Source organism: Brevundimonas denitrificans (assembly GCF_030160755.1).
Classification (GTDB): Bacteria; Pseudomonadota; Alphaproteobacteria; order Caulobacterales; family Caulobacteraceae; genus Brevundimonas; species Brevundimonas denitrificans.
Genome location: NZ_BSOY01000043.1, coordinates 1 through 25,706 on the forward strand (window position 1 = coordinate 1; position 25,706 = coordinate 25,706).

Genomic DNA, 25,706 nt, shown 5'->3' on the forward strand with positions numbered 1-25,706 from the left:
GCCCCGGCGGCCGGGCTGGACTGGCCGGTGCGCGGCGACATCCTGCGGCGGTTCGGGCCGGTCGGCCTCGGCGAGCGCAACAACGGCGTCAACATCGGCGCGCCGGCGGGAACGGAAGTCCGCGCGGCGGCGGCCGGGCGGGTCGGCTATGTCGGCGACGATCTGGCCGGGCAGGGGTTGACGGTGCTGGTGGTCCACCGCGACGGCTGGCGCTCGGTCTACGGCCACCTGGGTACGGCCGTGGTGCGGGACGGCGACGACATCCGCGCGGGCCAGCAGATCGGCACGGTCGGAAACACCGCGGGCGACGGACGGCCCTCGATCCATTTCGAGACCTGGCGGATGCGCGGCGACCAGCCGGTGGCCGTCGATCCGCTGACCGTGTTGCCGCGATAGCGCAAAGCGACGCGGCGAACACACGTCGCGTTGCAAAGTGTGACGGCGCACCCTAGTTTCCGCGCCTCATTTTCAAGGGCCGCCTGGCGCGGTCCCAGACGGCTGCGGAGACTATCGTGACGGAACTTATGGCGGGGCCGTTCGGCACCCTGATCTTCTTCGTCCCCGTGATCATCCTGTTCTACTTCATGCTGATCCGTCCGCAGCAGAAGGCGATGAAGGCTCATCAGGCGCTGGTCGCCGGCCTCAAGCGCGGCGACACGGTGGTCCTGTCCAACGGCATGATCGGCAAGGTCACCCGCGTCGAGGCCGACCAGGCCATGGTCGAGATCGCCCAGGGCGTGAACGTCGCCGTGGTCAAGCAGATGATCACCCAGGTGCGCGACCGCACCGCGGTGGCCGCCAACGACACCAAGACCATCGCCAAGTCCTGACACCGTCCTGAAAGGTCCGGGAACGCCCACATGGTTCAGATGTCACGCTGGAAGGTCATCCTTCTCGCCCTGTCGCTCGTGTTCGGGCTGCTGTTCTCCTACGCCAATGCCCTGACGCCGGCGCAGCGCGAATCCCTTCCGGGATGGCTGCCCAAGCCGACCCTGAACCTGGGCCTGGACCTGCAGGGCGGGTCGTACCTGCTGCTGCAGGTGGATGTTTCGGCCATGCGCGACAAGCGGATCGCCAACCTCAACGAGGACGCCCGCCAGACGCTGTCGGAAGCCCAGGTCGCCGTGGCCGGCATCGTCCGCGACGGCAACGGGGTGGTGATCACCCTGAGCAACCCCGTGCAGATGGAGCCGGCCGTCACCGCCATGCGCACCCTGCTGGGCGGGGGAATGGCCGTGGCCTCGGACCGGACCGTGACCCGGCAGGGCGACAACCGCATCCGCTACGCCTTCACCGACGCCGCCATCACGGCCATGGGGCCGACCGCCGTGGACCAGTCGATCGAGGTGGTGCGCCGCCGCATCGACAGCCTCGGCACCCGCGAGCCGTCCATCACCCGTCAGGGCGCCGAGCGGATCGTGGTCCAGGCGCCGGGCGAGAGCGATCCGACCCAGCTGGAGCGGGTCATCGGCCAGACGGCGCAGCTGACCTTCCAGATGGTCGATGTCGAGAATTCGGTCCAGGAAGCCCTGGCCGGGGCGGTGCCGCCCGACGCTGAACTGCTGATGGGCGAGGACGGCGTCACGCCCTATCTGGTCAAGCGCCGGGTCATCGTCTCGGGCGAGAACCTGGTCGCCGCCAATGTCACCACCGACCAGAGCAACCAGCCGGCCATCGGCTTCCGCTTCGACGGCCAGGGCGCGCGGCGCTTTGGCGAGACCACGGCGAACAATATCGGCCGGCCCTTCGCCATCATCCTGGACGGCAAGGTGATCTCGGCCCCGCGCATCAACAGCGCCATCACCGGCGGCAGCGGCATCATCGAGGGCAGTTTCACCATCGCCTCGGCCTCGGAGCTGGTGAACCTGCTGAACGGCGGTTCGCTGCCGGCGCCGCTGTCCGTCGAGGAACGCCGCAGCGTGACGGCCTCTCTGGGCGCCGACGCCGTGCGGGCGGGGCAGTTGGCGACCCTGATCGCCTTCGCCGGCGTGCTGGTCTTCATGGTGCTGTCCTACGGCGGCCTGTTTGGCGGCATCTCGGTGATCGCCCTGCTCCTGAACGGCCTGCTGATCATCGGGGCGATGTCGATGACCGGCGCCACCCTGACCCTGCCCGGCATCGCCGGCCTGATCCTGACCCTCGCCATGGCGGTGGACGCCAACGTGCTGATCTATGAACGGATGCGGGACGAGGCCAACGCCGGGCGCTCGCCGATCGCGGCCATGGACGCCGGCTTCAACCGCGCCATGGTGACCATCATCGACGCCAACCTGACCACCATCCTGGCCGCGCTGATCATGTTCTGGTTCGGCGCGGGGCCCGTGCGCGGCTTCGCCTGGACCCTGTCGATCGGGGTGGTGACTTCGGTCTTCACCGCGGTCCTGGTCACCCAGGTGCTGCTGGTCGTCTGGCTCCGCCTGCGGCGGCCCAAATCCCTGCCGATCGCGTCGTGAGGTCGCCCATGTCGAAATTCTGGCCCCTCATCAAACTTCTGCCGATCAAGACGAATTTCCGGTTCGTCAAATACGCCCGGCTGTTCGGCGGGCTGTCGATCCTGGCTGTGATCGCGTCGGTCTTTCTCACCATCTACCCGGCCGACAACAAATGCGGCGGCCTGACCTGCGGCGTCGACTTCCTGGGCGGCAATCTGATCGAGATGTCGACCCGGCCCGAGCCCGTCGATCTCGCCGAGATCCGGGCCAGCCTGAACGGCCTGGGCGTACCGGACGCGCAGGTCCAGAGCTATTCCGTGCCGGGCACGGATCCGACCGGGCGTTATCACGCGATGGCCAAGTTCGGGAACATTGAAGGCGTCAGCGCAGCCGACACGATCAACCGGGCCAAGGCGGCGCTGTCCGCGGACCTGGGACCGCAGGTGGAGTTCACCCGCACCGAGGCGGTCGGGGCGGCGGTTTCAGGCGAACTGCTGACGAATGGCGTCCTGGCGCTGGCCGTCGCGATCGGCATGATGATGGTCTACATCTGGTTCAGGTTCGAATGGCAGTTCGGGCTCGGGGCCATGATCGGCCTCTTGCACGACGTGATCCTGACCTTCGGCCTGTTCGCGGTGACCGGGATGGAGTTCAGCTTGACGGCTGTTGCCTCGGTCCTGACCGTGATCGGCTATTCGATGAACGATACGGTCGTCGTCTATGACCGCATTCGCGAGAACCTGCGCAAGTTCAAGAAGATGCCGTTGGGCGAAATCATCGATCTGTCGATCAACGAAACCCTGTCCCGGACGATCATGACCGGGGTGACGGCTCTGTTCGCCCTTGGCGTACTGGCGGTGCTGGGCGGCGGACCGCTGCAGCCGTTCGCCATCGCCCTGATTTTCGGCATCGTGGTCGGCACCTATTCCTCGGTCTATGTCGCAGCGCCGGTCCTGCTCCTGTGGGGCGTCAAGCGCGGGGCCAAGGACGAGGAAGCCAAGCCGATCAAGCTGGGGATGGCGTCGCGGCCGTAGGCCGCGAGTGGTTAGTGGTCAGTGGTTGGTGATTGGCCGACGCCTGTGCGCAGGCGCGGTCCGCGCCGCCCTTCCGCTGACAGTCGCGCTGCAATCACTGACCACTAGCCACTGGCCACTGCGCCGTTGGCCGACGGCGACACCGGGTCTACAGTCCACCTCTATCGAATCGCGCCCGGGGAGGGGCGGACCATGGGCAAGCTGCTGTCGAACTTTCGCACCACCATCCTGCTGAGCATCGCGCTGGCTGGGGTGATGATCCTCGCCTTCGGCCAGGTGTCGGGCGGTTTTGGCGAGGCCTTCTGGCAGGCGGTCCTGCGCTGGGCGCACGTCGCGGCCGGCATCCTGTGGATCGGCCTGCTGTACTATTTCAACTTCGTCCAGATCCGGGTCATGCCCAATATTCCGGCCGAGCTGAAGCCCGCCGTCGGCAAACATATCGCGCCCGAGGCCCTGTTCTGGTTCCGCTGGTCGGCGCTGGTGACGGTGCTGGCGGGAATCGGCGTCATGCTGGCGCGCGGCCACGCCTATGCCGCCGAGGTGATGACCTTCGGCCTGGCCCAGGGGCTGACGGAGGACCAGAAGGGCTTCACCCTGATGGGGATCGGCATCTGGCTGGCCATCATCATGTTCCTCAATGTCTGGGGCATCATCTGGCCGAACCAGAAGCGCGCGCTCGGCATCGTGCCCGCGGGGGATGATGTGAAGGCGAAGGCGGCGCGGGTCGCCATGCTGGCCAGCCGCACCAACCTGTTGCTGTCGCTGCCGATGCTGACCTCGATGGCGATGTACCAGACCCTGTTTGGCTGACCGGTCTTCCGAGTTTCGGGGCGACACGCTCGACGCCCAGGTTCGCGCCGCCGACATCGACCGGTGGCTGTCCAGCCGGTTCGTGGCCGATGCGCGGCTGCGCGCGGACCTGATCGCCCTCTATGCCTTCGAGGCCGAGCTGATGGCCATCCCGACCCGGGTCACCCAGCCGATGCTGGCCGAGATGCGCTTTGTCTGGTGGCGCGAACAGCTGGACGGCGTCTTCGCCGGCATCGCTCGCAAGGGCCATCCCGTGCTGGAGGCCCTGACCGACGTCGTGGCGCGTCACGGGCTGGACCGCGCGCCGTTCGACGCCCTGATCGAGGCCCATATCGGCCGGGTGCACGGCGAGCCGCACGATCTGGACGCCTTCTATGTCGGCCCGATGCAGGCGGCGGCGCGGGTGCTGGCGGGACCGGGGTTTGACGGGGCGGTGATCGAGGCGGGGCGGGTGCGCGGGTTGGTTCAGACCGGGCAGGCGGATCAGGCGAAGGCCTTGAAGGCGTCCGCCAACCGGGCGCTTGCCGGCCTGCCCGTGCACGCCTTTCCGGCGGTGGCGGCCGCCGCATTGACGCGGCCCGACGCGCCCGAGTTCGTCAAACGGTTGCGGCTGGTCGTCGCCTCCCTCCGCGGGCGCCTCTGACGCGGGAAAGATATCGACCCCCGTCCGGAAACGGTGCAGGTTCCGAAGATCGTTGATCGGTGGACCCCGGGGGATCCCATGACTGTTCGCACCATCCTGATCGCGGCCCTGACGGCCGCCGGCGCCCTGGGCGTTCCGATGATCGCGGCGGCCGAAACGGCGCGGCCTGCGATGAGCGCGGACCCCGCCGGCGACGCCGCCAACCAGGCCGCGGTCGAGAGCCTGTACCGGGCCTTCGCGGCGAATGACGGCGCCACGATCGGCGGTCTGCTGGCCCCTGATCTGGTCTGGATGGAGGCCGAGGGCCACCCCTATGCCGACCGCAATCCCTACAATGGTCCAGGCGCGGTGTTCGAGGGCGTCTTCGGCCGCATCGGCGCCGAGTACACGGGATTTACGGTGACGCCCGTCACCTTTGTGGCCAGCGGCGACCGGGTCGTGGCGCTGGGGCGCTACTCCGGGACCAACCAGGCCACCGGCGAGGCGCTGGACGCGCAGTTCGCCCATGTCTTCACCGTCTCGGGCGGCAAGATCACCCGCTTCCAGCAGTACACCGACACGGCGCAGTGGGTGGACGTCACGACGCCGGATTGACCGTCAGCCGCGCGGCCAGACGGTCACCCCGGCGGGCCAGACCTCATGGTTGGGCGAGCCGGCGTAGGCCCAGCCGAGGGTGCGGGCCAGGGCACGGGCGCCGGCGCGGACCACGGGGACCGGCGGCGTCCTGAGGCCGTGCATCGTCCGGGCCCAGTCGGGCAGGAGATCGACGCCCGCCTGCATGATCACAGCCGAGGCGGCGTCGGTGAGCGCCGCGCCGACCGACTGGTTGAGCACTAGCTGCGCCACCTCGCGGGTGCGGGCGTCGGCGCGCAGGCCGGACCGCATCGACTGGATCAGGGCTTCGGCCGAGGCCCGATCGCGGGGAACAGGGTCGGCGCCGAGCCGCTCGGCGACCAGCGCCATCTCGGCGAAATACCGGTCCTGATCAGCCAGCGGCATTTCCGGCTCAGCGTAGCGGATCCAGGCGTTGAGGAAGCTGATCGCCTCAGTGACATGGACCCAGGCCAGCAGGGCGGGGTCGCTGACGCGATAGGGCGTTCCGTCCGGCAGGACGCCGCCGATCCGGTCGTGGATGCCCCGCACCCGATCGATCGCGGCGATCCCCTGTTCGGCGTGGTCATAGGTGGTGACGGCAATGAATTTGGCTGTGCGCCGCAGCCGTCCGTGCATGTCGGAACGGAAGTCCGAATGGTCCCAGACGCCGGCCAGCACCGCCGGGTGCAGCATCTGCAGCAGCAGGCCGGAGACGCCGCCGATCATCATGGTGACGATGTCGCCATTGACCCGCCAGGCGACGGAATCGGTCGCGAACAGGGCGTCGGCGCGGCGCAGGATCGGCCGCTCGCCCTTGGAGGCGTCGTTGAACAGCTCGGTGATGCGGCGGCGGATGGCGACCTTGGCCGGTTCGGTCAGCGGGCTCATGGCGCGAAGTTCGGCCCGCGGTCTCGCGCTATCGAGATGATGAGCGGCAGGTGATCCGATCCAACGCCGGGGCCGACCCTGGCGGAGGCGCGGAGGTCGGAGGTCACGAAGGCATGGTCGATGGGCAGACCCAGCACCGGCAGCGATGAGAACCACGTCGAGCTGAGGGCCGGCGAAATGCGATCCAACTTTGATGAGAGAATTCTCAGACGGTCCGACCACGGCGTGGCGTTCATGTCGCCGATGACGAGGGTCGGGCTCGCCTTCGCTTCCTGAACCGCGGCGGCCATCATGAGGTCGCTCGCGCGGAGACGGGCGGGCGTCACGGCCACCGGCGGGTGCATGGCGATGATCCGGATCCCGCCTGTTTCGACGATGGAGACCGGGTAGACGCCTTCGGGCAAATCCGGTCCAGGCCGCTCTATCAGCGCGTTGCGGCTGAACACCACGGCGCCATGCTCGGCGGGGTCCACAGCGCCGTAGACGAAGGGGTAGTCCGACAGGGCCCGACGCGTTCTCGCCTGATCCGCCGGCGGTTCCGCGAGGATGATGATGTCGGCGGCTTCCTTGCGGGCAAGGACGGCGAGTCGATCCACCACGCCGGCCGTCCTGAAGACGTTGCACCACACCACAGTCAGCGCCGGTCGCGTTACAGGCGCCGGACCTTTCGAGAACAGCTCCGGCGTAGTCGCCAGAAGGGCCGCCACGACCAGGGCCGCCACGACGGCGGGGACGTAGCGACCGACCGTGACGGCGGCCAGGCCGAACGCAATGACGAGCACGATGACCTGGGGCCGCAGGTTGGCGAGCAGTTCCAGCGGCGCCATCCTGACGTTCAACAGGGCCGGCAATGCCGCCAGCAGGATGATCGCGCCTGTAATCCAGAACATGTCTTTCGCCGGCGTCATCGATGCGGGAGAGGCGATGCGTCCCGCCAAGCCTTCAGCGCCTCGAGCGCCCGCATGCTCATCAGCCGCTTCTTGGCCCGGCCGCGCTCCTTCATCGGAATCTTGACCCCGGCCTCGTCGACCTTGGGCGCCTCGAGCGGCGGCAGCAGGCCGTAGTTGATGTTCATCGGCTGGAATCTGGAGATGCCGCCGGGGCCGTCGAGGTGGCCGCCGGTGATATGTTCGACCAGGGCGCCCATGGCGGTGTGGACGGGCGGCGCCTCGAGCGGGCGACCCAGTCGTTCGGCGGCGGCCAGGCGGCCGGTCAGCAGGCCCATGGCGGCGCTCTCGACATAGCCCTCGACGCCGGTGACCTGGCCGGCGAAGCGCAGGCGCGGCATGGCCTTCAGGCGCAGCTGGCGGTCCAGCAGTTTCGGCGAGTTCAGGAAGGTGTTGCGGTGCAGGCCGCCGAGACGGGCGAACTGGGCGTCCTGAAGGCCGGGGATCATGCGGAAGACCTCGGCCTGGGCGCCGTGTTTCAGCTTGGTCTGGAAGCCGACCATGTTGAACAGGGTGCCGAGCGCATTGTCCTGACGCAGCTGGACGATGGCGTATGACTTGACCTGGGGGTCGCGGGGGTTGGTCAGGCCGACGGGCTTCATCGGACCGTGGCGCAGGGTTTCGCGGCCGCGCTCGGCCATGACCTCGATCGGCAGGCAGCCGTCGAAATAGGGCACGTTCTCCCACTCCTTGAACTCGGCCTTGGGGCCGCTGAGGAGGGCGTCGATGAAGGCCTCGTACTGGGCCTTGTCCATCGGGCAGTTGACGTAGGCGGCGGCGTCGCCGCCCGGGCCTTCCTTGTCGTAGCGCGACTGGCGCCAGGCGATGTCGAAATCGATGCTGTCGGCGTGGACGATGGGGGCGATGGCGTCGAAGAAGCTGAGGGCGTCCTCGCCGGTCAGCTCGAGAATGGCGGCGGCGAGGGCGGGGGAGGTCAGGGGGCCGGTGGCGACGATGACATTGTCCCAGCCATTGGTCTCATCGGCCTCGGGCGGCAGGCCGGCGATCTCCTCGCGGACGATGGTGACCATGGGGTGGGCCTCGAGCTTCGCCGTAACCGCCTGCGAGAAGCCGTCGCGGTCGACGGCGAGGGCGCCGCCGGCGGGGACCTGGTGGGCGTCGCCGCAGCTCATGATGATGGAATCGAGCGCCCGCATCTCGGCGTGCAGCAGGCCGACGGCGTTGTGCTCCCAGTCGTCGGAGCGGAAGGAGTTGGAACAGACCAGTTCGGCCAGTCCGTCGGTGTGATGGGCGTCGGTCTTCACGCCCGGCACGCCGCGCATCTCGTGCAGGATCACGGGCACGCCCGCCGAGGCGATCTGCCAGGCGGCTTCCGAGCCGGCGAGGCCGCCGCCGACGACGTGGATAGGCTTCAGAATGTCCGTCATGGGCGGCTTCTAGCGGGGGCGGAGGAAAGGGGCTAGCTTGGCCTTGGGCTTGGGGAGGCTGACATGGCGCGATTTTCAATCGGGACGGCGATCGGCGAGGCGTTCAGCCTCATCCGGCGACGTCCGTTGTCGGTGTTCGTCTGGGGTCTGCTGCTGGTGGCGCCCTCGGTGGCGAGCGTGGCGTTGATCCTGCCGATGATGGGCGAGGTGTTCGCCTCCATTGCTTCGGAGGGGGCCAACCAGGAGCAAATCCACGACGCGATGATGGGCGACATGATGCAGGTGCAGGGCGTGTCCTCGCTGCTGAACCTGGTGCAGCTGGTCCTGACGGTGATCGTCTATACGGCGGTCATGCGGGCGGTCGTGCGGCCCCGCGAGACGTCGTTCTTCTCCCTGCGGCTGGGGATGGACGAACTGAGGGTCGCGGTCGTCGGGGTGGCCATCATCGTCGCCTTCTACCTGCTGCTGCTGATCCTGGTCCTGCTCGGGGTCGGCATCGGGTTCGCCATCTGGGGTCTCGGCGAGCCGTTCAACTGGCTGATCATCGCCGTCCTGTGCATCGGCCTGATTCTCGCGATCTGGCTGGGCGCGGCGCGGGTCAGCCTGATCGCGCCGGCCAGCGTCCTGCATCGGACCTTCGCCTTCGAGGAGGGCTGGAAGCTGGGCCGCGGCCGGACCGGCGCGCTGTTCGGCATGATGCTGCTGATCCTGCTGATCATCATCGTCGTGGAAATGATCGTCTTCGGCATCGGAGCGGCCGTCATGGGGGTCGCGGCCGGCGGGATGGACTGGTCGCAGATTCATGCGGCCATCGAGGATGATCCGATTGCGGGGCTGCAGTCGCTGTTCGTCGCCAACTGGCCGTGGGTCACCATCGGCGGCCTGATCGTCTCGGCCCTCTACGGCGGCCTGCTCACCCTCGGGATAGCCCCCTTCGCCTCGGCCTGCCGGCAGCTGGCCGCCCAGGCTGCGCCGCCGGCGGACGACGCTCACTGACACGGGCCGTTCGCACGGCGAGCGGGATGAACTAGACTGGCCCGATATTCGGGCGGGAGGATTCGATGGCGTTTTCAGCGACAGATGCGGCGTTCGAGGGGTTCAGGGTGGTGCGTCGACACCCCATGGCCCTGATTTTCTGGGCCCTTTTCTATGCGGTGATCATGGTCGCGGCCTTCGCCGTGATGGGGCCGAACCTGATCGGTTTCATTTCGGCGACCGAACAGCTCGAGCAGTCCGGCGCGACCCCGACGATGGAGGATTTCGCGCCCCTGTTCCAGATGATGGGCATGCTGTTCGCGGTCCTGCTGCCGCTCAGCCTCATCGCCAGCGCCATGATCTATGCGGCCGTCGCGCGCTCGGTGCTGCGGCCCGGGGAGAGCGCCTTCGGCTATCTCCGGCTCGGCATGGACGAATTCCGGGTGCTGGTCGTGTCGGTGGTTCTGTTCCTCGTCTTCATGGTGCTGATGGTCGTGACGAGCGGGATCATCGGCGCGGTGATCGGGATGACGGTCGCGTCGGAAACGCCGGCCCTGTGGCTGCTGGTGGTGCTGCTCATCCTGGCCGCTGTCGGGGTGTGCATCTGGCTGGCCGTGCGGCTGAGCCTCGCGATCCCGATCACCATGGCCGAACGGCGCATCGCCATCTTCGATTCCTTCGCCTTCACCAAGGGCCGCTTCTGGCCCCTGCTGGGCATGGCGCTGCTGGCGTGGGTCATGAGCATCGTCGTCGGCCTGCTGGGGTCGTTGGTGGCCATGCCGCTCCAAATGGCGACGGGCGGCGGGATGATGGCGCTGGAAGGTCTGGAAGACGAAAGCCTCCAGGTCATTCTCCAGTCGGCCTGGCCGGCGATCGCCGCCTGGATCCTGATCAATGCGGTCATGTCGGCGTTGCAGGTCGCGGTGGTCTATGCGCCGTTTTCGGCCGCCTACCGCGACATGAAGGGCGGCGCGTCCGACTAGCGGGTGGGACGGGTGGTGGGCCCATCCGGCCGTCGCCCGTATTCCGCTTCGAGCCAAATCTTGCGCCGGGCGCATCCATTCGCCGCCGTCGACGCCTCATGCCCGGACGGACCCCTGTCCGCTGACCCCTCACAAGGAGCGCCGCATGACCGGCATTGAACTGTACGCCGAGCGCAAGCGGAGGCATCGGCGGACGTGGACGATCGCCGCGATCGTGCTGGGCATGGTCTTCATGGTCGGCGGTCAGGTGGGGGCGTTCCTGCCGGCCATTGCGACAGGCTTCGTCACGCCGGGCGGCGGTTCCGACGGCTGGCCGCAGATGGCCTATGAACTGGTCGCGGCCTTCGGCCTGGGGTCCGTGCTGGTCCTGCTCTGGGCCTGGCTGTTCGAACGGCGCGGGCCGAACACGCTCGGCCTGAACGCGAAGGGGCCGCTGCGCTTTGTCCGGGGCTATCTGATCGGGTTGGCCTTTCTGGGCGGCGTGGTCGGGATCATCTGGCTGGCCGGGGGCTATGTGGTCGAGGGGACGGGGGCGTTCGGCTCGACCGCCGTCGGCGCGGCCCTGCTGCCCATCGGCGTGCTGATGCTGGGCTTCATCATCCAGGGCTCGTCGGAGGAGCTGCTGTTCCGGGGCTGGCTGATGCAACTGATCGCCTCGCGGCACGGTCTGTGGATCGCCGTCGTCGCCAACTCGGCCCTGTTCGCCCTCGCGCATGCGGGCAATATCGAACCGTCGAATGAGCTGTATGTCGGCCTGGCCAACATCGTCCTGTTCGGCCTGTTCATCAGCCTCTACGCCGTGCGCGAGGGTTCGCTGTGGGGCGTCTGCGGCTGGCATGCGGCGTGGAACTGGCTGCTGGGCCTCGGCTTCGGGCTGGAGGTGTCCGGGATGAAGATCGACAACCTGCCCCTGATCACCGACCTGACGGCGGCGCCGGATGCGGCGTGGTGGCTGACCGGCGCGAGCTTCGGACCTGAGGCCAGCCTGGTGACAACGGCAGTGCTGCTGGTCGGCACGGTCGTGCTGGCCCTGCGTGGACGTACCCGCGGTTACGGCGTCGAGGCCGCTCCGGAGGCCGTGGCCGAGCCGGCCTGACCCGTCAGGCGCTCTTTCTGAGCGCCGCCACCCGCGCCTTGCGGCGGGTTTCGTGGCGGTCGAGAATCTCCTTGAGGTACTTGCCGGTCCAGCTTTTCGGATTGGCGGCGACCTGTTCGGGGGTGCCGACCGCGACGATCTCGCCGCCGCCGTCGCCGCCCTCGGGGCCGAAGTCGAGCAGCCAGTCGGCTACCTTGATGACGTCGAGATTGTGCTCGATCACCACGATGGTATTGCCGTTGTCGACCAGCTCCTGCAGCACCTCCAGCAGTTTGCGCGTGTCCTCGAAATGCAGGCCCGTAGTCGGCTCGTCGAGGATGTAGAGGGTCTTGCCCGTCGCCCGCTTCGACAGCTCCTTGGACAGTTTGACCCGCTGCGCCTCGCCGCCCGAGAGAGTGGTGGCGGATTGGCCGACCTGGACGTAGCCGAGGCCGACGCGGTTCAGGGTCAGCATCTTGTCGCGGATCGACGGCACGGCCTTGAAGAAGGAGGCGGCCTCCTCGACCGTCATGTCGAGAACATCGCTGATCGACTTGCCCTTGAAGACGATTTCCAGCGTTTCGCGGTTGTAGCGTTTGCCCTTGCAGACGTCGCAGGTGACGTAGACGTCGGGCAGGAAATGCATCTCGATCTTGATCAGGCCGTCGCCCTGGCAGGCCTCGCAACGCCCGCCCTTGACGTTGAAAGAGAAGCGGCCGGGGCCGTAGCCGCGGGCCTTTGACTCGGGCAGGCCGGCGTACCAGTCGCGGATCGGGCCGAAGGCGCCGGTGTAGGTGGCCGGGTTCGAGCGCGGGGTGCGGCCGATGGGCGACTGGTCGATGTCGATGACCTTGTCGAACATCTCCAGCCCCTCGATGCGGTCGAAGGAGGCGGGGGCGTCCGAGGCGTTGTGCAGCCGGCGGGCGGCGGCCTTGTAGAGGGTCTCGATGGTGAAGGTCGACTTGCCGCCGCCGGACACGCCGGTGATGCAGGTGAAGACGCCGCCGGGAATTTCGCCGGTGACGTTCTTCAGATTGTTGCCGGTGGCGCCGCTGATCCTCAGCATCTTCTTGCGGTCGATCGGGCGGCGGCCTTCGGCGGGCAGTTCGATCTCGCGCTCGCCGGTCAGGTATTTGGCGGTCAGGGAGTTCCCGTTGGCCATGACCTCGGCGGGCGTGCCCTGGGCGCAGACCTCGCCGCCGTGAATGCCGGCGGCCGGGCCCATGTCGATGACGTAGTCGGCGGTCAGGATGGCCTCTTCATCGTGCTCGACGACGAGGACGGAGTTGCCGAGGTCGCGAAGGCCGCGCAGGCTTTCGAGCAGTCGGCTGTTGTCGCGCTGGTGCAGGCCGATGGAGGGCTCGTCGAGGACGTAGAGCACGCCGGTCAGGCCCGAGCCGATTTGCGAGGCCAGCCGGATGCGCTGGCTTTCGCCGCCGGACAGGGTGCCCGAGGCGCGCGACAGGCTGAGATAGTCGAGGCCGACATTGTTGAGGAAGCGCAGCCGGTCGGTGATCTCCTTCAGGATGCGGCGGCCGATCTCCATCTGCTTGTCGGTCAGCTTGCCCTCGAGGGCGGTGAACCACTCGTGGGCGTGTTTGATCGACAGCCAGGAGACCTCGGCGATGTCGGTCGCCGCGACCTTGACCGCCAGCGCCTCGGGCTTGAGGCGTTTGCCGAGGCAGACCTCGCACGGGGTCTCGGACTGGAAGCGGCCCAGTTCCTCGCGCACCCAGGACGAGTCCGTCTCGCGCCAGCGGCGCTCGAGGTTCGGCAGCACGCCCTCGAAGGCCTTGGAGACCTCGTATTTGCGGGCGTTGTCGTCATAGGTGAATTTGATCTTCTCGGACCCGGTGCCGCGCAGGATCACGGTCTGGGCCTGCTCCGGCAGGTCGCGCCACGCCACGTCCATCGAGAAGCCGTAGTGGCGGCTGAGCGACTGCAGGGTCTGGGTGTAGAGGGGCGAAGGGCCGCGTGACCACGGCGCGACGGCGCCCTTGTGCAGGGTCTTGTCGCGGTCGGGGATGACCAGATCCGCGTCGAAGGCCAGTTTGATCCCCAGGCCGTCGCAGGCCGGACAGGCGCCGAAGGGGTTGTTGAACGAGAACAGCCGGGGCTCGATCTCCGAGATGGTGAAGCCGGAGACCGGGCAGGCGAATTTCTCGGAGAAGGTCAGGCGGCGCGGGGCGGTCTCGCCCTCGGCGATGCTGGCCCATTCGGCCACGGCGATGCCGTCGGCGAGGCCGAGCGCGGTCTGCAGGCTGTCGGCGTAGCGGCTTTCCAGCCCGGCCTTGGTGACGATCCGGTCCACGACGATGTCGATGTCGTGCTTGAACTTCTTGTCGAGCGTCGGGGCGTCCTCGATGGCGTAGAATTCGCCGTCGATCTTGACGCGCTGGAACCCCGCGCGCTGCCACTCGGCCATTTCCTTGCGGTACTCGCCCTTGCGGCCGCGCACGACCGGGGCCAGCAGCATCAGCCGCTCGCCCTCGGGCAGGGCGTTCAGCTTGTCGACCATCATGGAGATGGTCTGGCTCTCGATCGGCAGGCCGGTGGCGGGTGAATAGGGCACGCCGACCCGCGCCCACAGCAGGCGCATGTAGTCGTGGATCTCGGTCACCGTGCCGACGGTGGAGCGCGGGTTCTTCGAGGTGGTCTTCTGTTCGATCGAGATGGCCGGCGACAGGCCCTCGATCAGATCGACGTCAGGCTTGCCCATCAACTCCAGGAACTGGCGGGCGTAGGCGCTCAGGCTTTCGACATAGCGGCGCTGGCCCTCGGCATAGATGGTGTCGAAGGCGAGCGAGCTTTTGCCCGAGCCCGACAGGCCGGTCATGACCACGAGCTGCTCGCGCGGGATGTCGAGATCGACGCCCTTGAGATTGTGCTCGCGGGCGCCGCGCACGCGGATGAAATTGTGCTTTTCGGTCATGGGGCCTGAAGGCTTGGGAGTCCGGGAACGCGACAGGGCCGGGGAGGGTCCGGCGCGACGCCGCTATATGGGGATCAATTCGCGGGATTCAGCAAGAACAATGTAGGAACATCACGCTGCGAGCGACCCTTGGTTGCGCGGGCCGGTCGGGACGTGGTCTGGTGGCGACGTCAGTCGGGGGTGGATCGATGAAGTTTCTCCAGGGCGTTGTCCTTGCATGCGCCCTCCTGCTGGCGGCCTGTTCGGGGCTGAAAGCCGATCCGGCGCGGGAGGCACAGTCAGACCGGGTCCTGCAGCAGGTCATCGCCGGCGACACTGAGGGGCTTCGGGCCCAGGGGGCTCCCCAAATGGCGACGCCCGAACTGCCGGCCCAGGTCGTCCAGATGCGGTCGGTTCTTCCGCGAGTCGAACCGCCGGAAGGCCGAACGGTGTCTTGGACGCATCAGGCGGGGACGGATGGCGAGCAGTATACGCTGGCCCGCGAATACGCCTTCCCGGAGCATGTGATCGTCACCCAGACGCTGATGGTCAAGGCCGCTGACGGTCGTTGGCTGGTCGCCGGATTTCACTTCAACGGCGGAACGCGGGCGGAGGTGGAGGCCGCCGGGTTTACGCTGGCCGGCAAGTCGGTCGTTCACTATCTGGTGCTGGCCGGGCTTGTGATCATCCCGCTGTTCATCGTGGCGACGACCGGAACCGCCCTTTTCCGTCGTCGCTGGGGTTGGGCCGTCCTTTCGCTGTTCAGCATTACGGCCTTCTCACTGAACTGGTCCACGGGCGGGTGGTCCTTCCTGCCCATCGCCTTCAACCTGCTGGGGGCGGCCTTCCTGAAGGCGGGAGGCGCCTTCGCCCCGTGGATCTTCACGGTTGGCATTCCGATTCCGGCGATCCTGTTCTGGGCTCTGGGGAAGAACCGGCCCAGGCCCAAGGTCGCCAAGGTCCGGCCTGAGGTCTCTCTCGACGATCCTGGTCCGGAGGCTCCCGGCAGCTAGAACGCGGCCCCGTCCCGTCAGGCCTCCGGCGGCGTCCACGTGTCGGTCGGCCGCAGATAGCGTTCGCCCTTGCGCAGCAGGACGCCGTTGGCCCCGGCGATGCCCAGTTCCAGACTCTCGGCGATGCGGCGGGCGCGCTCGATGAAATGGGCGGCGGCGGCGGGCGGACAGACCTCGGCGGCGGTGGCCTCGAACAGCTCCAGCCAGCGGTCGAAATGGCGGGCGTCCACCGGCAGGGGCAGGTGTTTGGGCATCGGCCGCCCGTGATAGGCGCCGCTCATCAGGGCCACGGACGACCAGAACAGGCGCATCTGCTCAAGATGCGGGCCCCAGTCGGCGATCCGGTCGGCGAAGACGGGGCCGAGCAGGGGATCGGCGCGGACGCGGTCATAGAAGGCGTCGACCAGGCGGGCGATCATGGGCGCGTCGATGCCGGTCTCGGCCTCGATCCGGCGGACAATGGCCTCGCGGCGGGTTTCGGGATCAGCGGACAGGGTCACCCGCACACACTAGGCGGCCGGACACCGGTCCGCCATTGCGGCTAATCGCCGTCGAGGAAATCGCCGGCGTTGAAGCTGATGACGCAGCGATGGTCGGCGTTGGAGGCGTCCACGGAGCAGGAGTCGACGCCGAACATGTTGGCGACGACCTTCGCAGTCGAGCGATAGGAGCGGCCTTCATGCAGGAAGCCCGTGCCCAGCCGGACGCTCCACAGACCGAGAGCGTCGTAGAAAGCGCGGGCCGGCGCGCCGGTGCAGGTGAACAGGATCAGTTCGTCGCCGCCGCCGTCTGCGGCCCGGCGGAATTCACCGCGCGCGGCGGCCTGGCCGATGCAGTCGGCGAAGTAGCGGGCGTTGGGCGGGGCCGGTTCGCCGGCGATCGGCGTGTAGTCGGGAGCGACGGGCGCGGCCTCGGGCGCATGGGCGCAGGCGGTCAGGGCGACCAGCAGAATGACGGCGGCGGCGGACGGGATGCGGCGCATGATCTCTCCTGTAACGGCAGGTTCTCACGGTCCTGTCAGCGGCGCCATTGCCGAAACAGCTTGCCAGACAGGCGGTTCGACCGCATCTTGCCGGCTTCGAGTGAGTGTCACTGGAGTTCGACGATCATGATCAGCGCCCTGGAAATCGGTTTCGCCCTTTCCGCTCCGCTGCTCGTGCTCGCCTATGTCATCTTCCAGCCTCGCCCCAAGCCCGTCCGCATCCGCACTCGTGACGCTCGATCGCGTCGCGGCCCGCACGCCTGACGGCCACACCCTATTCTCCGACCTGAGCCTCGCCTTCGGGCGTGAACGCACCGGCGTGGTCGGCCGCAACGGCGTGGGCAAGACCACCCTGCTGCGGCTGATAGCCGGCCTGACCGAGGCGGCCGACGGGGCCGTCCTGCGCGGGGGCCGGATCGGATTTCTGGAACAGGTCGTCGGGCCGCCGGAGGGTGGAACCGTGGCGGACGCTCTTGGCGTGGGCGACGGCTTGGCGATCCTCGCGCGCGTGCTGGCCGGCGAAGGGTCGGCCGACGATCTGGCCGAGGCGGACTGGACCCTGGAAGACCGCATCGCGACGGCGCTGGCCGGGGTCGGTTTGCCCGGCCTTGATCCTGCCCGACCCTCCGGGTCGTTGAGCGGGGGCGAGCAGACGCGGCTCAGGCTGGCCGCCCTGCTGCTGGACCCGCCTGACATGCTGGTGCTGGACGAACCCACCAACCACCTTGACCGGGAGGGCCGGGCCATCGTCTCCGGCGTGCTGGAGCGGTGGAAGGGCGGAGCGGTCGTGGTCAGCCATGACCGGAGCCTGCTGCGTGGGATGGACCGGATCGTGGAGCTGTCATCCCTGGGCGCCGCGACCTATGGCGGGGGGTATGACCTCTATGCCGACCGCAAGGCGGCCGAGAGGGCGGCGGCGGAACACGGGCTGGAGGCGGCTGAACGGGAGGCCGGGCGCGTCGCGCGCGAGACCCGGCGCGCGGTCGAGAAGAAGGCGCGGCGGGACAAGGCCGGACGGGCGTTCGCGGCGCGGAAGTCGGAGCCGAAAATCCTGCTCGGGGCGATGGCGGAGCGGGCCGAGAACAGCGGCGCGCGCGAACACAGGCTGGCCGAACGGCGCGCGGCGGCGGCTGAATCCGCGCTGGCGGGCGCGCGGGAGCGGGTCGAGCGGGTCAGGACGCTCGCCATTCCGTTGCCGGCCACGGGACTGGCGGCGGGCCGGACGGTTCTGGCGCTGGACGAGGCGGCCTGGGATGCGCCGGACGGGCGTCGGATCGTGGGGCCGGAGTCGCTGAAGCTGACCGGGTCGGAACGGGTGGCGGTCACGGGTCCCAACGGCGCAGGGAAGACGACCCTGTTGCGGCTCATGGCCGGAGACCTCGAACCCACGGCGGGACGGATCGAGCGACCGGCGTCGGCGGCGTTTCTGGATCAGGGGACGGTCCTGCTGCAGCCGGACGAGACGCTGATCGAGGCCTATCGCCGGCTCAATCCCGAGGCGACATCGAACGAGGCGCCGGCCGCGCTGGCGCGGTTCCTGTTCCGCAATAGGGGAGCGCGGCGCGTGGTCGGGACCCTGTCAGGCGGTGAGCGCCTGAGGGCGGCCCTCGCCTGCGTCATGACGGGCGCGCGGCCGCCGCAGCTGCTGATCCTGGACGAGCCGACCAATCACCTCGATCTCGACTCCCTCGCCGCGGTCGAGACGGCGCTGGCCGCCTGGGACGGGGCCTTGGTCGTGGTCAGCCACGACGCCGACTTCCTCGCGGCGATCGGCGTGGGAAGGACCCTGGCCCTTGGTCAGCCCCAGCTGGCCACAGCGCCGCGGCGGCGCACGGCGACCGGCTTAGGCGCGGCGGTGACAGGCTCCGCCGCCGGGCGTCCGAACAGCCAGCCCTGTCCATAGCCGACGCCAAGGTCCCGGATGGCGGTCGCCTGTTCCTCGGTCTCGATCATCTCGGCGATGGTGGTCATCTTCAGGTCGGCGCAAAGGTCGACCAGATGCGCGACGAGATCGCGCGCCCGCTGGTCGGCGCCGATGTCGCGCATGAACCGGCCGTCGATCTTGACCGTGTCGGCCGGCAGGCGGTGCAGATAGTCCAGGGAGGCGGCGCCGACGCCGAAATCATCGAGACAGACCCGGACGCCGGCCTTTCGCAGGGCGGTCAGACGTCGGGCGGCGGCCTCGATGTCGGCCACAGCCGCGGTCTCGGTGACCTCGATCAGGATCCGGTTGCGGATGTCCGGGGCGGCGGCTGTGAGACGCAGGAGGCCGTCGACGTAAGCGTTCGAGCCAAGGGAGGCGCCCGACACATTGACCGCGATCCGCGTCAGGCCGAAGCCGGGCCGACGCAGTTGCTGCAGGGCCTTTTCGGCCACGGCGAGGTCGAAGCCCTCGATCAGGCCCAGTTCCTCGGCGAGACGGATGGAGTCGGCGGGACCGCGGGATCCGAAACGGGCGAGGGCTTCGAAATGATGGGTGACGCCGGTCGCGAGGTCCACGATGGGCTGATACTGCAGCGAAAAGTCGCGCGTCTGGACCATGGCGCGGAAGCGGTCGGCCTCCTTGAGGGTTCGCCTGAGACTGTCCGAGAAGGCGGCGGCGCCGTCGGCGCCACCCTCCTTGATGCAGGCTTCCAGGGCGAACCTCAGGGCGCGCACCGTCGGTTCGACGGGAGCGACGCCCGACAGGGCGGCTTGCCGGGCGCGGACGGCGAGATCGAGTCCCTCGGCGGCGGCGGCGTCGCGGACTTCGGTCGCGATATCCGCCTGGCTGTCCGAGGCGCGGACCAGGGCGAAGCGGTCCGGCGCCAGGCGCGCGGCCGAGGACCCGTCGATGGAACAGGCCTGCAATACGGCGGCGACCCGCGCGGCGGCGCGTTGATGCGCGTCATCCGCGACCGCCAGCCCCGGCACGTCGACGAAGGCGACCGCCACATCTCCGCCTGGCTCAAGGAGCGAGCCCCGGACAAGCGACAGCAGGCCGTCGACGCCAAGCAGGTTCGGGGCGTCCGGGATTTCGAGGGTGAAGGGCGCGCCGTCATAGGTGATGGCGCAGGACACAGCCGGCGCCAGGTCCGGGAGCTGGAACAGGCGCAGCCGGGCCCGGCGGACGCGATCCGGGTCGCAGACGACCAGGGCGTCGATCGGGGCGGGCCTGACATTGGGCCGGATCGCCGCCAGCGCGTCGGCCAGCGGCTTCTGGCCGGCCTTGCCGACAAGGTCCTTCAGCAGGACCCCGCACCACGTCTCGGCGGTGGCGCCGCGCGGACAGGGGCCGGCGCCGAGCGCCATATCCACCCGGCCGTCGGCGTCGAGTTCAAGCAGGGTGTCAGCTGCAGCGAAGGCCATGCCGAGCAGGCGCGATTTCATTGTCATGTCTACCGGTTACCCGACGGATATGAATCCGGGTTCGACGAAGACGATTAACGGCGTGGTCAGGCCTGGCGGTTGAAGGCCACGGCGCGGCCGTCGCCGGCGTTGGCCTTGCCTGAGGCGCCGTAGGCCGAGGGGCTGCCGCGCTGGCCGGCGACTTCGGCGGCGATGGTCCTGACCAGGCCTTCCGACACGATGCGCGCGGCCTCGACGGCGCGGGCGTGGCGCGAGAGCACGGCTTCAAAGGCTTCGGTGGCGCGGATCAGGGCGGTCTTGTCGGCGACGGAGGCCGCGGCGACCGAGGCGGGATTGGCCTTCAGCTGGGCCGACTCGCGGCGGTAGACGTTGGCGAGATCCTGGGTGCCGGCCAGGGCGGCGGCGGCGTCATGGGGCCGATGGGATTCGAAAACGCGGGATTCCTCGGTCAGTCGCGCGGTGAGCCGGGTGGTCAGGTCGATCAGCTGGCGGACACGGGCGGTGGCGTTCAGCGTGGCGGCGTCGGTCATTGTCCCTGCTCCTGCATTCTCAGCATCTCGGCCACGACCTGATCGGCCAGGCCGATGCCGCCGCCGCGAACGGCCTGTTTGGCCATGGCGTCGACCAGGAAGCCGCGCCAGGTCCCCTCGGCCTCGCCGCCGCCGAAGGGGGCCTCGGTCGAAAGGCCTTCGAACATCGGCTTGAGCATCTGGGACAGGAAGGAGGCCTCGAACGCCTCGGCGGTCTCGCGCATGCGGGCGGTGGCGACGGCCGGCGCCGCGGCCGGGGGCAGGGTGGCGGGGGAGACGATCGGGTCGCTCATCACATCACCTCGATTTCGGCCTGGAGGGCGCCGGCGGCCTTGATGGCCTGCAGGATGCTGATCATGTCGCGCGGGCTGACGCCGAGGGCGTTGAGGCCGTTGACCAGGGTGGACAGCGAGGTCCCGCCGCCGACGATCCGCATCTGGCGGCCCAGCTCTTCCTCGACCGCGACGTCGGTCTGGGGAAGGACGACGGTTTCACCGCCGCGGCTGAAGGGCGTGGGCTGGCTGGCGTAGGGGCTTTCCTGGACCGAGATGGTCAGATTGCCCTGGGCGATGGCGACGGTGGAGACGCGGACCGCGTCGCCCATGACGATGACGCCGTTGACCTCGTCGATGATGACGCGGGCCGGGGAGTCGACCTGGACCTCGAGGTTCTCGACCCGGCTGATGAAGCCGGCCATGCCCATCTGGCCCGGCGCGCGCAGGGCGACGACGGTGCCGTTCTCGGCCAGGGCGGTGTTCGGATAGACCTGGTTGATGGCGGCGGCCATGCGCTGGGCCGTGGTGAAGTCGGGATTGCGCAGGGTCAGGCGGACCTCGGTCATATTGGCGAGGTGGAAGCCGGTCTCACGCTCGACCGTGGCCCCCGAGGCGATGCGGCCGGCGGTGGGGACACCGCGGGTGACCGAGGAGCCCGAGGCGCCGCCGCCCGAAACCGCGCCCGTCTGGACCGAACCCTGGGCGACCGCATAGACCTGACCGTCGGCGCCCTGCAGGCTGGTGACCAGCAGGGTCCCGCCCAGCAGGCTCTTGGCGTCGCACATCGAGGAGACATTGACGTCGATGCGGGCGCCCGGCGTGGCGAACGGCGGCAGTTCCGCGGTCACCATGATGGCGGCCATGTTCTTGGAGTTGGCGTTGGCGCCCCGGATGTTGACGCCGAGACGCTCGGTCATGCCCTCCAGCGACTGGCGGGTGAAGGGGCAGTTGCGCAGGCTGTCGCCCGTGCCGTTCAGCCCGACGACGAGGCCGTAGCCGACCAGCTGGTTGGAACGGACGCCCTCGACCGCGGCGATGTCCTTGATCCGCGACTGGGCCAGGGCCGGAGTCGCCAATCCGGCCAGGGCGGCGGCGGTCAGGAGGGTAGCGAGCAGTTTCTGCATAGGCGGGGCGTCCACGAACTGTTGCGCCTCGTGTCATGCCAGCGGCGTGCCAGGTGAAAAGCGGAGCAAAATCAGCGGAAGTGAGTTTTTCGGACCGGGCGATCGCGGCAGAAACTGCCGGGCCGTTAACCAAACGGTGACGCGGCGCCGACGATGGTCCGGCATGTGCTGGAGTCGCATGCCATGAAGGTTACAGGCCCGTCCGGTCCGTCCTCGGCCCAAGGGCCACGCGCCGCGCGCGCCAGCGGCGGCTTTTCCGTGCCGTCCGCCGGTTCGGCGGCGGGCGCAACCGCCACGACCTCGGCCTCCGCGCCGTCCGCCGTGACCGATGTCTCGGCCCTGATGGCGCTGCAGGGTGTCGAGGACGTCACCGAACGTCGACGGCGGGCGATTCGACGCGGCGGGGGCCTGCTGGACCGGCTGGAAGAACTGAAACTGGCCCTGCTGACGGGCGAGGCGGGCGAGGGGGCGCTGGACCGGCTGACGCGGACGCTCCGCGAGGAACGTCCGGTTGATGCCGACGAGGGGCTTAACAACCTGCTGGATCAGATCGATCTGCGCGCCGCGGTAGAGCTGGCCAAGGCCGATTTACGCCGCAGTGCAGCATAAGTCTCCGAAATCATTTGAAAAAGCAGGGTCGGCGAGCATCGAGTGATGAAGAAATGTCACGGTCGCGCACGGAGTCTCAGCTTCACCGTTCACGCTCGCGCGAGTGTTGTTGCCGCGACTCTTCGTCCTCCCTATAGGCAGGGCTGCGCCACAGGGGGGCGCTGTTAAAGACCGTGAGTGCGATTATGACCGCATTGGCGTCTGTGATCGTCGACCCGGCCGCGTACAGGCCGTCCGACGACGAGCCGTTCATGAACGAGCGGCAGCTGGCCTATTTCAAGGGCAAGCTGTTGGACTGGAAGGAAGACATCCTTCGCGAGTCCAAGGGGACTGTCGTCAATCTGAAGGCCGAGACGGAGAATCATCCGGATCTGGTCGACAGGGCGTCGTCGGAATCCGACCGGGCGCTGGAACTGCGCACCCGCGACCGCCAGCGCAAGCTGATCTCCAAGATCGACGAAGCGCTGCGCCGCATCGAGGACGGCTCCTACGGCTATTGCGAGGAGACCGGCGAGCCGATCAGCCTCGGACGGCTGGAGGCCCGGCCCACGGCGACGCTGTCGGTCGAGGCCCAGGAGCGTCACGAGCGTCGTGAACGGGTGCACCGGGACGACTGAAGACCGGCTCGTTCCGGTCGAAGCCTTCGAGGGATGAATGCGGATCGGGACCGCGCTTTGTCTGCTGGCCGTCCTGTCCGGAACCGGGGGATGCGCGGCCGTCCGAACCGAGCCGCTCGCCGCCGCATCACCGCTGGACTTCCTGCCCGCCCTGAGAGGCGAGTATTTTCCGATCCACTCCGCCGAGACGGGGCGGACCTATCACATCCATGTCCGCCTTCCCGAAGGCTACGATGCCGCGGCCGCGACGCCGTATCCGACGGTCTATCTGACTGACGGCGACTCGCTGTTCCCGATCCTGGCGGCCAACCATCTGTTCCTGACCTATGACGACCGCCTGCCCGAGGCGATCGTGGTGGGCATCGCCTATGGCGGCTTCGATCCGGCTGTGAACAAGCGACACATCGACTTTCAGTCGCCGGGCGCAGGCGTGGCGCCGGACGCGGCCGGCGCGGCGGCCTTCCAGCGCTTCCTCAAGACGGAGCTGATCCCCGAGATCGAGCGACGGCATCGTTCCGACGGCGCGCGGCGCGTGCTGTTCGGCCAGTCGCGGGGCGGGGCCTTCGTGCTGTACTCGGCGGTGACCGATCCCGACCTGTTCTGGGGGCGGATCGCGAGCAATCCCTCCATCACGCCCGGCATCGAGTCGCTGCTGGAGCCGGCCGCGCCCGCCACGCGCCGCGACCTGACGCTGGTCGTGACCAGCGGCACGCGCGACCGGCCGAACCTGCAGGTTGGGGCGGCGCGCTGGCTGTCGGTCTGGCAGGCCCGCCCGGAGCGTCCATGGCGGCTGTTCGGAGAGCGGATCGAGGGCGGAACCCATGCGGCCAATGCTCCGGACGCCTACCGTCTGGGCCTGCACAGGCTGTTCGACACGGACGCCTCGCCTTGACTTGGCCGCAAGGGAGCGCGACCTAGCCGCCTCCCATTCGAGGTCTGTTTCCACCCATGTCCGTCAAGGTCCGTTTCGCCCCGTCGCCGACGGGTAGGCTGCACGTCGGCAATGTCCGCACCGCCCTGGTCAACTGGATGTTCGCCAAGGGGCAGGGCGGCAGCTTTGTTCTGCGCATCGACGACACCGATCTGGCGCGCTCGACGCCGGAATTCGAACAGGGGATCGAGGACGACCTGACCTGGCTGGGTCTGGTCTGGGACGAACGCTACAACCAGTCCAAGCGGTTCGACCGCTATGAAGAGGCCGCCGCGCGCCTGAAGGCGGCCGGGCGGCTGTACGCCTGCTACGACACCTCGGAGGAGCTGGACCGGCGTCGCAAGGTGCAGCTGTCACGCGGCCTGCCGCCGATCTACGACCGCGCCGCCCTGGCGCTGACGGAGGCGGAGAAGGCGGCCTATGAGGCCGAGGGGCGCAAGCCGCACTGGCGCTTCAAGCTCGACGGCCGCCGCGTCGCCTGGGAGGATCTGGCGCGCGGGCATGCCGAGGTGGACACCACCTCGATGTCCGACCCGGTGCTGATCCGCGAGGACGGCCTGTTCCTTTACACCCTGCCGTCGGTCGTCGACGACATCGACATGGCCATCACCCATGTGATCCGCGGCGAGGACCACGTCACCAACACCGGGGCGCAGATCGAGATCTTCGAGGCCCTGGGCGGGCCGACGCCGGCGTTCGCCCATATGCCGCTGCTGGTCGGCGCGGACGGTCAGGCCCTGTCCAAGCGGCTGGGGTCGCTGTCGATCGCCGAGATGCGCGACCAGGGCTATGAGCCGATCGCCATCACCAGCCATCTGGGCCGGATAGGGACCTCCGACCCGCTGGAAGTCGGGGCCTCGATCGAGGCCCTCGGCGCCGGCTTCTCGTTCTCGAAAATGGGCCGGTCGCCGGCGCGCTACGACACGGCCGATCTCGACCGGCTGAACGCCCAGGCGCTGCACGGGATGGACTATGCGACGGCGCGGCCGCGACTGGCCGAACTGGACGCCGACCTGGGCGAGACCTTCTGGAACGGGGTGCGAGGCAACCTTCAGAAGTTCAGAGATATCATTGAAATGGCGGCGATCGTGCGCGGACCGGTGACGCCGGTGATCGAGGACCCGGCCTTTGCGGCGGCGGCGCTCGCGGTCCTGCCGGAGATGTTCGACGAGACCCTGTGGCCGGTCTGGACGGCGGCGGTGAAGGAGGCCACCGGCGCCAAGGGCAAGGCCCTGTTCATGCCGCTGCGGATGATGATCACCGGTCAGGCGCATGGCCCGGACATGGCGACGCTGGCGCCGATGATCGGTCGCGAGCGGATCGTGAAGCGGCTGGGCGGCGAGACGGCCTGAGGCTGCTGCGCCTTCAAGGCCCGGCGCCAATAAAAAGGCCGCCCTGCTAGGGGCGGCCTTTGTCGTTTCGGGGCCTGAAAGCGATCAGGCGTTGCAGGCCGCGATCTGTTCAGCCGACAGGGCGACGCCCTTGTAGCTGAAGGACGACACGGCGCCGAAACGCGCCACGACGCGGCGGCAGGCGCGGGTCGCGGGCTGGTTGGCGCCGCCGCTGGCGGTGCAGGTCGCGCCGTCGCAGCGCCAGG

28 protein-coding genes are annotated in these 25,706 nt (G+C 68.6%); 17 read left to right on the forward strand and 11 right to left on the reverse strand.

What is annotated here, in order from left to right:
- From QQJ79_RS09985 to QQJ79_RS10015, 7 genes are all read left to right on the forward strand, one after another.
- On the forward strand, positions 1-396 hold a 396-nt coding region (locus QQJ79_RS09985; protein ID WP_284222781.1), incomplete at its 5' end, for a murein hydrolase activator EnvC family protein.
- A gap of 128 nt (positions 397-524) precedes the next feature.
- The gene (gene yajC, locus QQJ79_RS09990; RefSeq protein ID WP_284222807.1) at positions 525-830 is read left to right on the forward strand and encodes a preprotein translocase subunit YajC; all 306 of its coding nucleotides are present in this window, start codon (positions 525-527) and stop codon (positions 828-830) included.
- A 30-nt stretch (positions 831-860) separates the two neighbouring features.
- A complete protein-coding gene (gene secD / locus QQJ79_RS09995) occupies positions 861-2,453 on the forward strand; it encodes a protein translocase subunit SecD (RefSeq protein WP_284222782.1) in 1,593 nt (530 codons plus the stop codon).
- An 8-nt stretch (positions 2,454-2,461) separates the two neighbouring features.
- On the forward strand, positions 2,462-3,466 hold the full coding sequence (gene secF / locus QQJ79_RS10000) for a protein translocase subunit SecF (protein ID WP_284222783.1): 1,005 nt from the start codon (positions 2,462-2,464) through the stop codon (positions 3,464-3,466).
- A gap of 192 nt (positions 3,467-3,658) precedes the next feature.
- Positions 3,659-4,276: a urate hydroxylase PuuD gene (locus QQJ79_RS10005; RefSeq protein ID WP_284222784.1), complete on the forward strand. Its 618-nt coding sequence runs from the start codon at positions 3,659-3,661 to the stop codon at positions 4,274-4,276.
- Entirely contained in the window at positions 4,269-4,919 is a 651-nt protein-coding gene (locus QQJ79_RS10010; RefSeq protein WP_284222785.1) for a squalene/phytoene synthase family protein, read from the forward strand. Before QQJ79_RS10005 ends, QQJ79_RS10010 begins: the two co-directional genes overlap by 8 nt.
- 78 nt (positions 4,920-4,997) lie before the next feature.
- Positions 4,998-5,513, forward strand: a complete 516-nt coding sequence (locus QQJ79_RS10015; RefSeq protein WP_284222786.1) for a nuclear transport factor 2 family protein — start codon at positions 4,998-5,000, stop codon at positions 5,511-5,513.
- A 3-nt stretch (positions 5,514-5,516) separates the two neighbouring features.
- On the opposite strand, the gene QQJ79_RS10020 is transcribed toward QQJ79_RS10015, so the two are convergent.
- Genes QQJ79_RS10020 through trmFO form a run of 3 tightly spaced genes read right to left on the reverse strand, consistent with a single transcriptional unit; the run spans position 5,517 to position 8,736 of the window.
- On the reverse strand, positions 5,517-6,401 hold the full coding sequence (locus tag QQJ79_RS10020) for an oxygenase MpaB family protein (protein ID WP_284222787.1): 885 nt from the start codon (positions 6,399-6,401) through the stop codon (positions 5,517-5,519).
- Complete coding sequence (locus QQJ79_RS10025) at positions 6,398-7,291, reverse strand: endonuclease/exonuclease/phosphatase family protein (RefSeq protein WP_284222788.1); 894 nt, start codon at positions 7,289-7,291, stop codon at positions 6,398-6,400. The genes QQJ79_RS10020 and QQJ79_RS10025 overlap by 4 nt, the downstream gene beginning before the upstream one ends.
- A 14-nt stretch (positions 7,292-7,305) precedes the next feature.
- Positions 7,306-8,736: a methylenetetrahydrofolate--tRNA-(uracil(54)-C(5))-methyltransferase (FADH(2)-oxidizing) TrmFO gene (trmFO, locus tag QQJ79_RS10030; RefSeq protein ID WP_284222789.1), complete on the reverse strand. Its 1,431-nt coding sequence runs from the start codon at positions 8,734-8,736 to the stop codon at positions 7,306-7,308.
- Between the two features lie 63 nt (positions 8,737-8,799).
- On the opposite strand from trmFO, the gene QQJ79_RS10035 reads away from it, so the two are divergent.
- From QQJ79_RS10035 to QQJ79_RS10045, 3 genes are all read left to right on the forward strand, one after another.
- Positions 8,800-9,732, forward strand: coding sequence for a hypothetical protein (locus QQJ79_RS10035; protein ID WP_284222790.1), 933 nt, complete (start codon positions 8,800-8,802; stop codon positions 9,730-9,732).
- Between the two features lie 125 nt (positions 9,733-9,857).
- Positions 9,858-10,694, forward strand: coding sequence for a hypothetical protein (locus QQJ79_RS10040; protein ID WP_284222791.1), 837 nt, complete (start codon positions 9,858-9,860; stop codon positions 10,692-10,694).
- Positions 10,695-10,839: 145 nt separating this feature from the next.
- On the forward strand, positions 10,840-11,790 hold the full coding sequence (locus QQJ79_RS10045) for a CPBP family intramembrane glutamic endopeptidase (RefSeq protein WP_284222792.1): 951 nt from the start codon (positions 10,840-10,842) through the stop codon (positions 11,788-11,790).
- A 4-nt stretch (positions 11,791-11,794) separates the two neighbouring features.
- Here QQJ79_RS10045 and uvrA read toward each other — a convergent pair whose 3' ends face one another.
- Positions 11,795-14,701, reverse strand: coding sequence for an excinuclease ABC subunit UvrA (gene uvrA, locus QQJ79_RS10050; RefSeq protein ID WP_284222793.1), 2,907 nt, complete (start codon positions 14,699-14,701; stop codon positions 11,795-11,797).
- 188 nt (positions 14,702-14,889) lie between these two features.
- Between uvrA and QQJ79_RS10055 the strand changes: the two genes are divergently transcribed.
- Positions 14,890-15,693, forward strand: coding sequence for a hypothetical protein (locus tag QQJ79_RS10055; RefSeq protein ID WP_284222794.1), 804 nt, complete (start codon positions 14,890-14,892; stop codon positions 15,691-15,693).
- A 17-nt stretch (positions 15,694-15,710) separates the two neighbouring features.
- Here the strand turns inward: QQJ79_RS10055 and QQJ79_RS10060 are convergent, their stop codons facing one another.
- Both QQJ79_RS10060 and QQJ79_RS10065 read right to left on the reverse strand, forming a co-directional pair.
- Entirely contained in the window at positions 15,711-16,193 is a 483-nt protein-coding gene (locus QQJ79_RS10060) for a group III truncated hemoglobin (RefSeq protein ID WP_284222795.1), read from the reverse strand.
- A gap of 41 nt (positions 16,194-16,234) precedes the next feature.
- Complete coding sequence (locus tag QQJ79_RS10065) at positions 16,235-16,675, reverse strand: hypothetical protein (RefSeq protein ID WP_284222796.1); 441 nt, start codon at positions 16,673-16,675, stop codon at positions 16,235-16,237.
- A 126-nt stretch (positions 16,676-16,801) separates the two neighbouring features.
- Here QQJ79_RS10065 and QQJ79_RS10070 point away from each other — a divergent pair, with 126 nt between their 5' ends.
- A complete protein-coding gene (locus QQJ79_RS10070) occupies positions 16,802-16,939 on the forward strand; it encodes a hypothetical protein (protein WP_284222797.1) in 138 nt (45 codons plus the stop codon).
- Entirely contained in the window at positions 16,905-18,578 is a 1,674-nt protein-coding gene (locus tag QQJ79_RS10075; protein ID WP_284222798.1) for an ABC-F family ATP-binding cassette domain-containing protein, read from the forward strand. The genes QQJ79_RS10070 and QQJ79_RS10075 overlap by 35 nt, the downstream gene beginning before the upstream one ends.
- Here the strand turns inward: QQJ79_RS10075 and QQJ79_RS10080 are convergent.
- From QQJ79_RS10080 to QQJ79_RS10095, 4 genes are all read right to left on the reverse strand, one after another.
- Entirely contained in the window at positions 18,473-20,044 is a 1,572-nt protein-coding gene (locus QQJ79_RS10080) for an EAL domain-containing protein (protein ID WP_284222799.1), read from the reverse strand. The two genes, QQJ79_RS10075 and QQJ79_RS10080, sit on opposite strands and share 106 nt — an antisense overlap.
- A gap of 65 nt (positions 20,045-20,109) precedes the next feature.
- Positions 20,110-20,553: a flagellar basal-body protein FlbY gene (locus QQJ79_RS10085; protein ID WP_284222800.1), complete on the reverse strand. Its 444-nt coding sequence runs from the start codon at positions 20,551-20,553 to the stop codon at positions 20,110-20,112.
- Complete coding sequence (locus QQJ79_RS10090) at positions 20,550-20,846, reverse strand: rod-binding protein (protein WP_284222801.1); 297 nt, start codon at positions 20,844-20,846, stop codon at positions 20,550-20,552. Before QQJ79_RS10090 ends, QQJ79_RS10085 begins: the two co-directional genes overlap by 4 nt.
- Positions 20,846-21,952 carry a flagellar basal body P-ring protein FlgI gene (locus QQJ79_RS10095; RefSeq protein ID WP_284222802.1) on the reverse strand — a complete coding sequence of 369 codons (1,107 nt, stop codon included), beginning with the start codon at positions 21,950-21,952 and terminating at the stop codon, positions 20,846-20,848. Before QQJ79_RS10095 ends, QQJ79_RS10090 begins: the two co-directional genes overlap by 1 nt.
- 183 nt (positions 21,953-22,135) lie before the next feature.
- Between QQJ79_RS10095 and QQJ79_RS10100 the strand changes: the two genes are divergently transcribed.
- The 4 genes from QQJ79_RS10100 to gltX all read left to right on the forward strand — a co-directional run bounded on the left by QQJ79_RS10100 (position 22,136) and on the right by gltX (position 25,461).
- Entirely contained in the window at positions 22,136-22,561 is a 426-nt protein-coding gene (locus QQJ79_RS10100; protein WP_284222803.1) for a flagellar assembly protein FliX, read from the forward strand.
- A 185-nt stretch (positions 22,562-22,746) separates the two neighbouring features.
- Complete coding sequence (gene dksA, locus QQJ79_RS10105) at positions 22,747-23,178, forward strand: RNA polymerase-binding protein DksA (protein ID WP_284222804.1); 432 nt, start codon at positions 22,747-22,749, stop codon at positions 23,176-23,178.
- A 37-nt stretch (positions 23,179-23,215) separates the two neighbouring features.
- Positions 23,216-24,070, forward strand: a complete 855-nt coding sequence (locus tag QQJ79_RS10110; RefSeq protein ID WP_284222805.1) for an alpha/beta hydrolase — start codon at positions 23,216-23,218, stop codon at positions 24,068-24,070.
- Positions 24,071-24,126: 56 nt separating this feature from the next.
- On the forward strand, positions 24,127-25,461 hold the full coding sequence (gene gltX / locus QQJ79_RS10115) for a glutamate--tRNA ligase (protein WP_284222806.1): 1,335 nt from the start codon (positions 24,127-24,129) through the stop codon (positions 25,459-25,461).
- A gap of 84 nt (positions 25,462-25,545) precedes the next feature.
- Here the strand turns inward: gltX and QQJ79_RS16080 are convergent.
- Positions 25,546-25,706: DUF8200 family protein (locus tag QQJ79_RS16080; RefSeq protein ID WP_431307593.1), on the reverse strand; the 161-nt coding region annotated here is incomplete at its 5' end.

Coding starts and splice junctions, on each gene's coding strand:
- yajC (WP_284222807.1), top strand. CDS start 525: ATGGCGGGGCCGTTCGGCACCCTGATCTTCTTCGTCCCCGTGATCATC.
- secD (WP_284222782.1), top strand. CDS start 861: ATGGTTCAGATGTCACGCTGGAAGGTCATCCTTCTCGCCCTGTCGCTC.
- secF (WP_284222783.1), top strand. CDS start 2,462: ATGTCGAAATTCTGGCCCCTCATCAAACTTCTGCCGATCAAGACGAAT.
- QQJ79_RS10005 (WP_284222784.1), top strand. CDS start 3,659: ATGGGCAAGCTGCTGTCGAACTTTCGCACCACCATCCTGCTGAGCATC.
- QQJ79_RS10015 (WP_284222786.1), top strand. CDS start 4,998: ATGACTGTTCGCACCATCCTGATCGCGGCCCTGACGGCCGCCGGCGCC.
- QQJ79_RS10020 (WP_284222787.1), bottom strand. CDS start 6,401: ATGAGCCCGCTGACCGAACCGGCCAAGGTCGCCATCCGCCGCCGCATC.
- QQJ79_RS10025 (WP_284222788.1), bottom strand. CDS start 7,291: ATGTTCTGGATTACAGGCGCGATCATCCTGCTGGCGGCATTGCCGGCC.
- trmFO (WP_284222789.1), bottom strand. CDS start 8,736: ATGACGGACATTCTGAAGCCTATCCACGTCGTCGGCGGCGGCCTCGCC.
- QQJ79_RS10035 (WP_284222790.1), top strand. CDS start 8,800: ATGGCGCGATTTTCAATCGGGACGGCGATCGGCGAGGCGTTCAGCCTC.
- QQJ79_RS10040 (WP_284222791.1), top strand. CDS start 9,858: ATGGCCCTGATTTTCTGGGCCCTTTTCTATGCGGTGATCATGGTCGCG.
- QQJ79_RS10045 (WP_284222792.1), top strand. CDS start 10,840: ATGACCGGCATTGAACTGTACGCCGAGCGCAAGCGGAGGCATCGGCGG.
- uvrA (WP_284222793.1), bottom strand. CDS start 14,701: ATGACCGAAAAGCACAATTTCATCCGCGTGCGCGGCGCCCGCGAGCAC.
- QQJ79_RS10055 (WP_284222794.1), top strand. CDS start 14,890: ATGAAGTTTCTCCAGGGCGTTGTCCTTGCATGCGCCCTCCTGCTGGCG.
- QQJ79_RS10065 (WP_284222796.1), bottom strand. CDS start 16,675: ATGCGCCGCATCCCGTCCGCCGCCGCCGTCATTCTGCTGGTCGCCCTG.
- QQJ79_RS10070 (WP_284222797.1), top strand. CDS start 16,802: ATGATCAGCGCCCTGGAAATCGGTTTCGCCCTTTCCGCTCCGCTGCTC.
- QQJ79_RS10080 (WP_284222799.1), bottom strand. CDS start 20,044: ATGAAATCGCGCCTGCTCGGCATGGCCTTCGCTGCAGCTGACACCCTG.
- QQJ79_RS10085 (WP_284222800.1), bottom strand. CDS start 20,553: ATGACCGACGCCGCCACGCTGAACGCCACCGCCCGTGTCCGCCAGCTG.
- QQJ79_RS10090 (WP_284222801.1), bottom strand. CDS start 20,846: ATGAGCGACCCGATCGTCTCCCCCGCCACCCTGCCCCCGGCCGCGGCG.
- QQJ79_RS10095 (WP_284222802.1), bottom strand. CDS start 21,952: ATGCAGAAACTGCTCGCTACCCTCCTGACCGCCGCCGCCCTGGCCGGA.
- QQJ79_RS10100 (WP_284222803.1), top strand. CDS start 22,136: ATGAAGGTTACAGGCCCGTCCGGTCCGTCCTCGGCCCAAGGGCCACGC.
- dksA (WP_284222804.1), top strand. CDS start 22,747: ATGACCGCATTGGCGTCTGTGATCGTCGACCCGGCCGCGTACAGGCCG.
- QQJ79_RS10110 (WP_284222805.1), top strand. CDS start 23,216: ATGCGGATCGGGACCGCGCTTTGTCTGCTGGCCGTCCTGTCCGGAACC.
- gltX (WP_284222806.1), top strand. CDS start 24,127: ATGTCCGTCAAGGTCCGTTTCGCCCCGTCGCCGACGGGTAGGCTGCAC.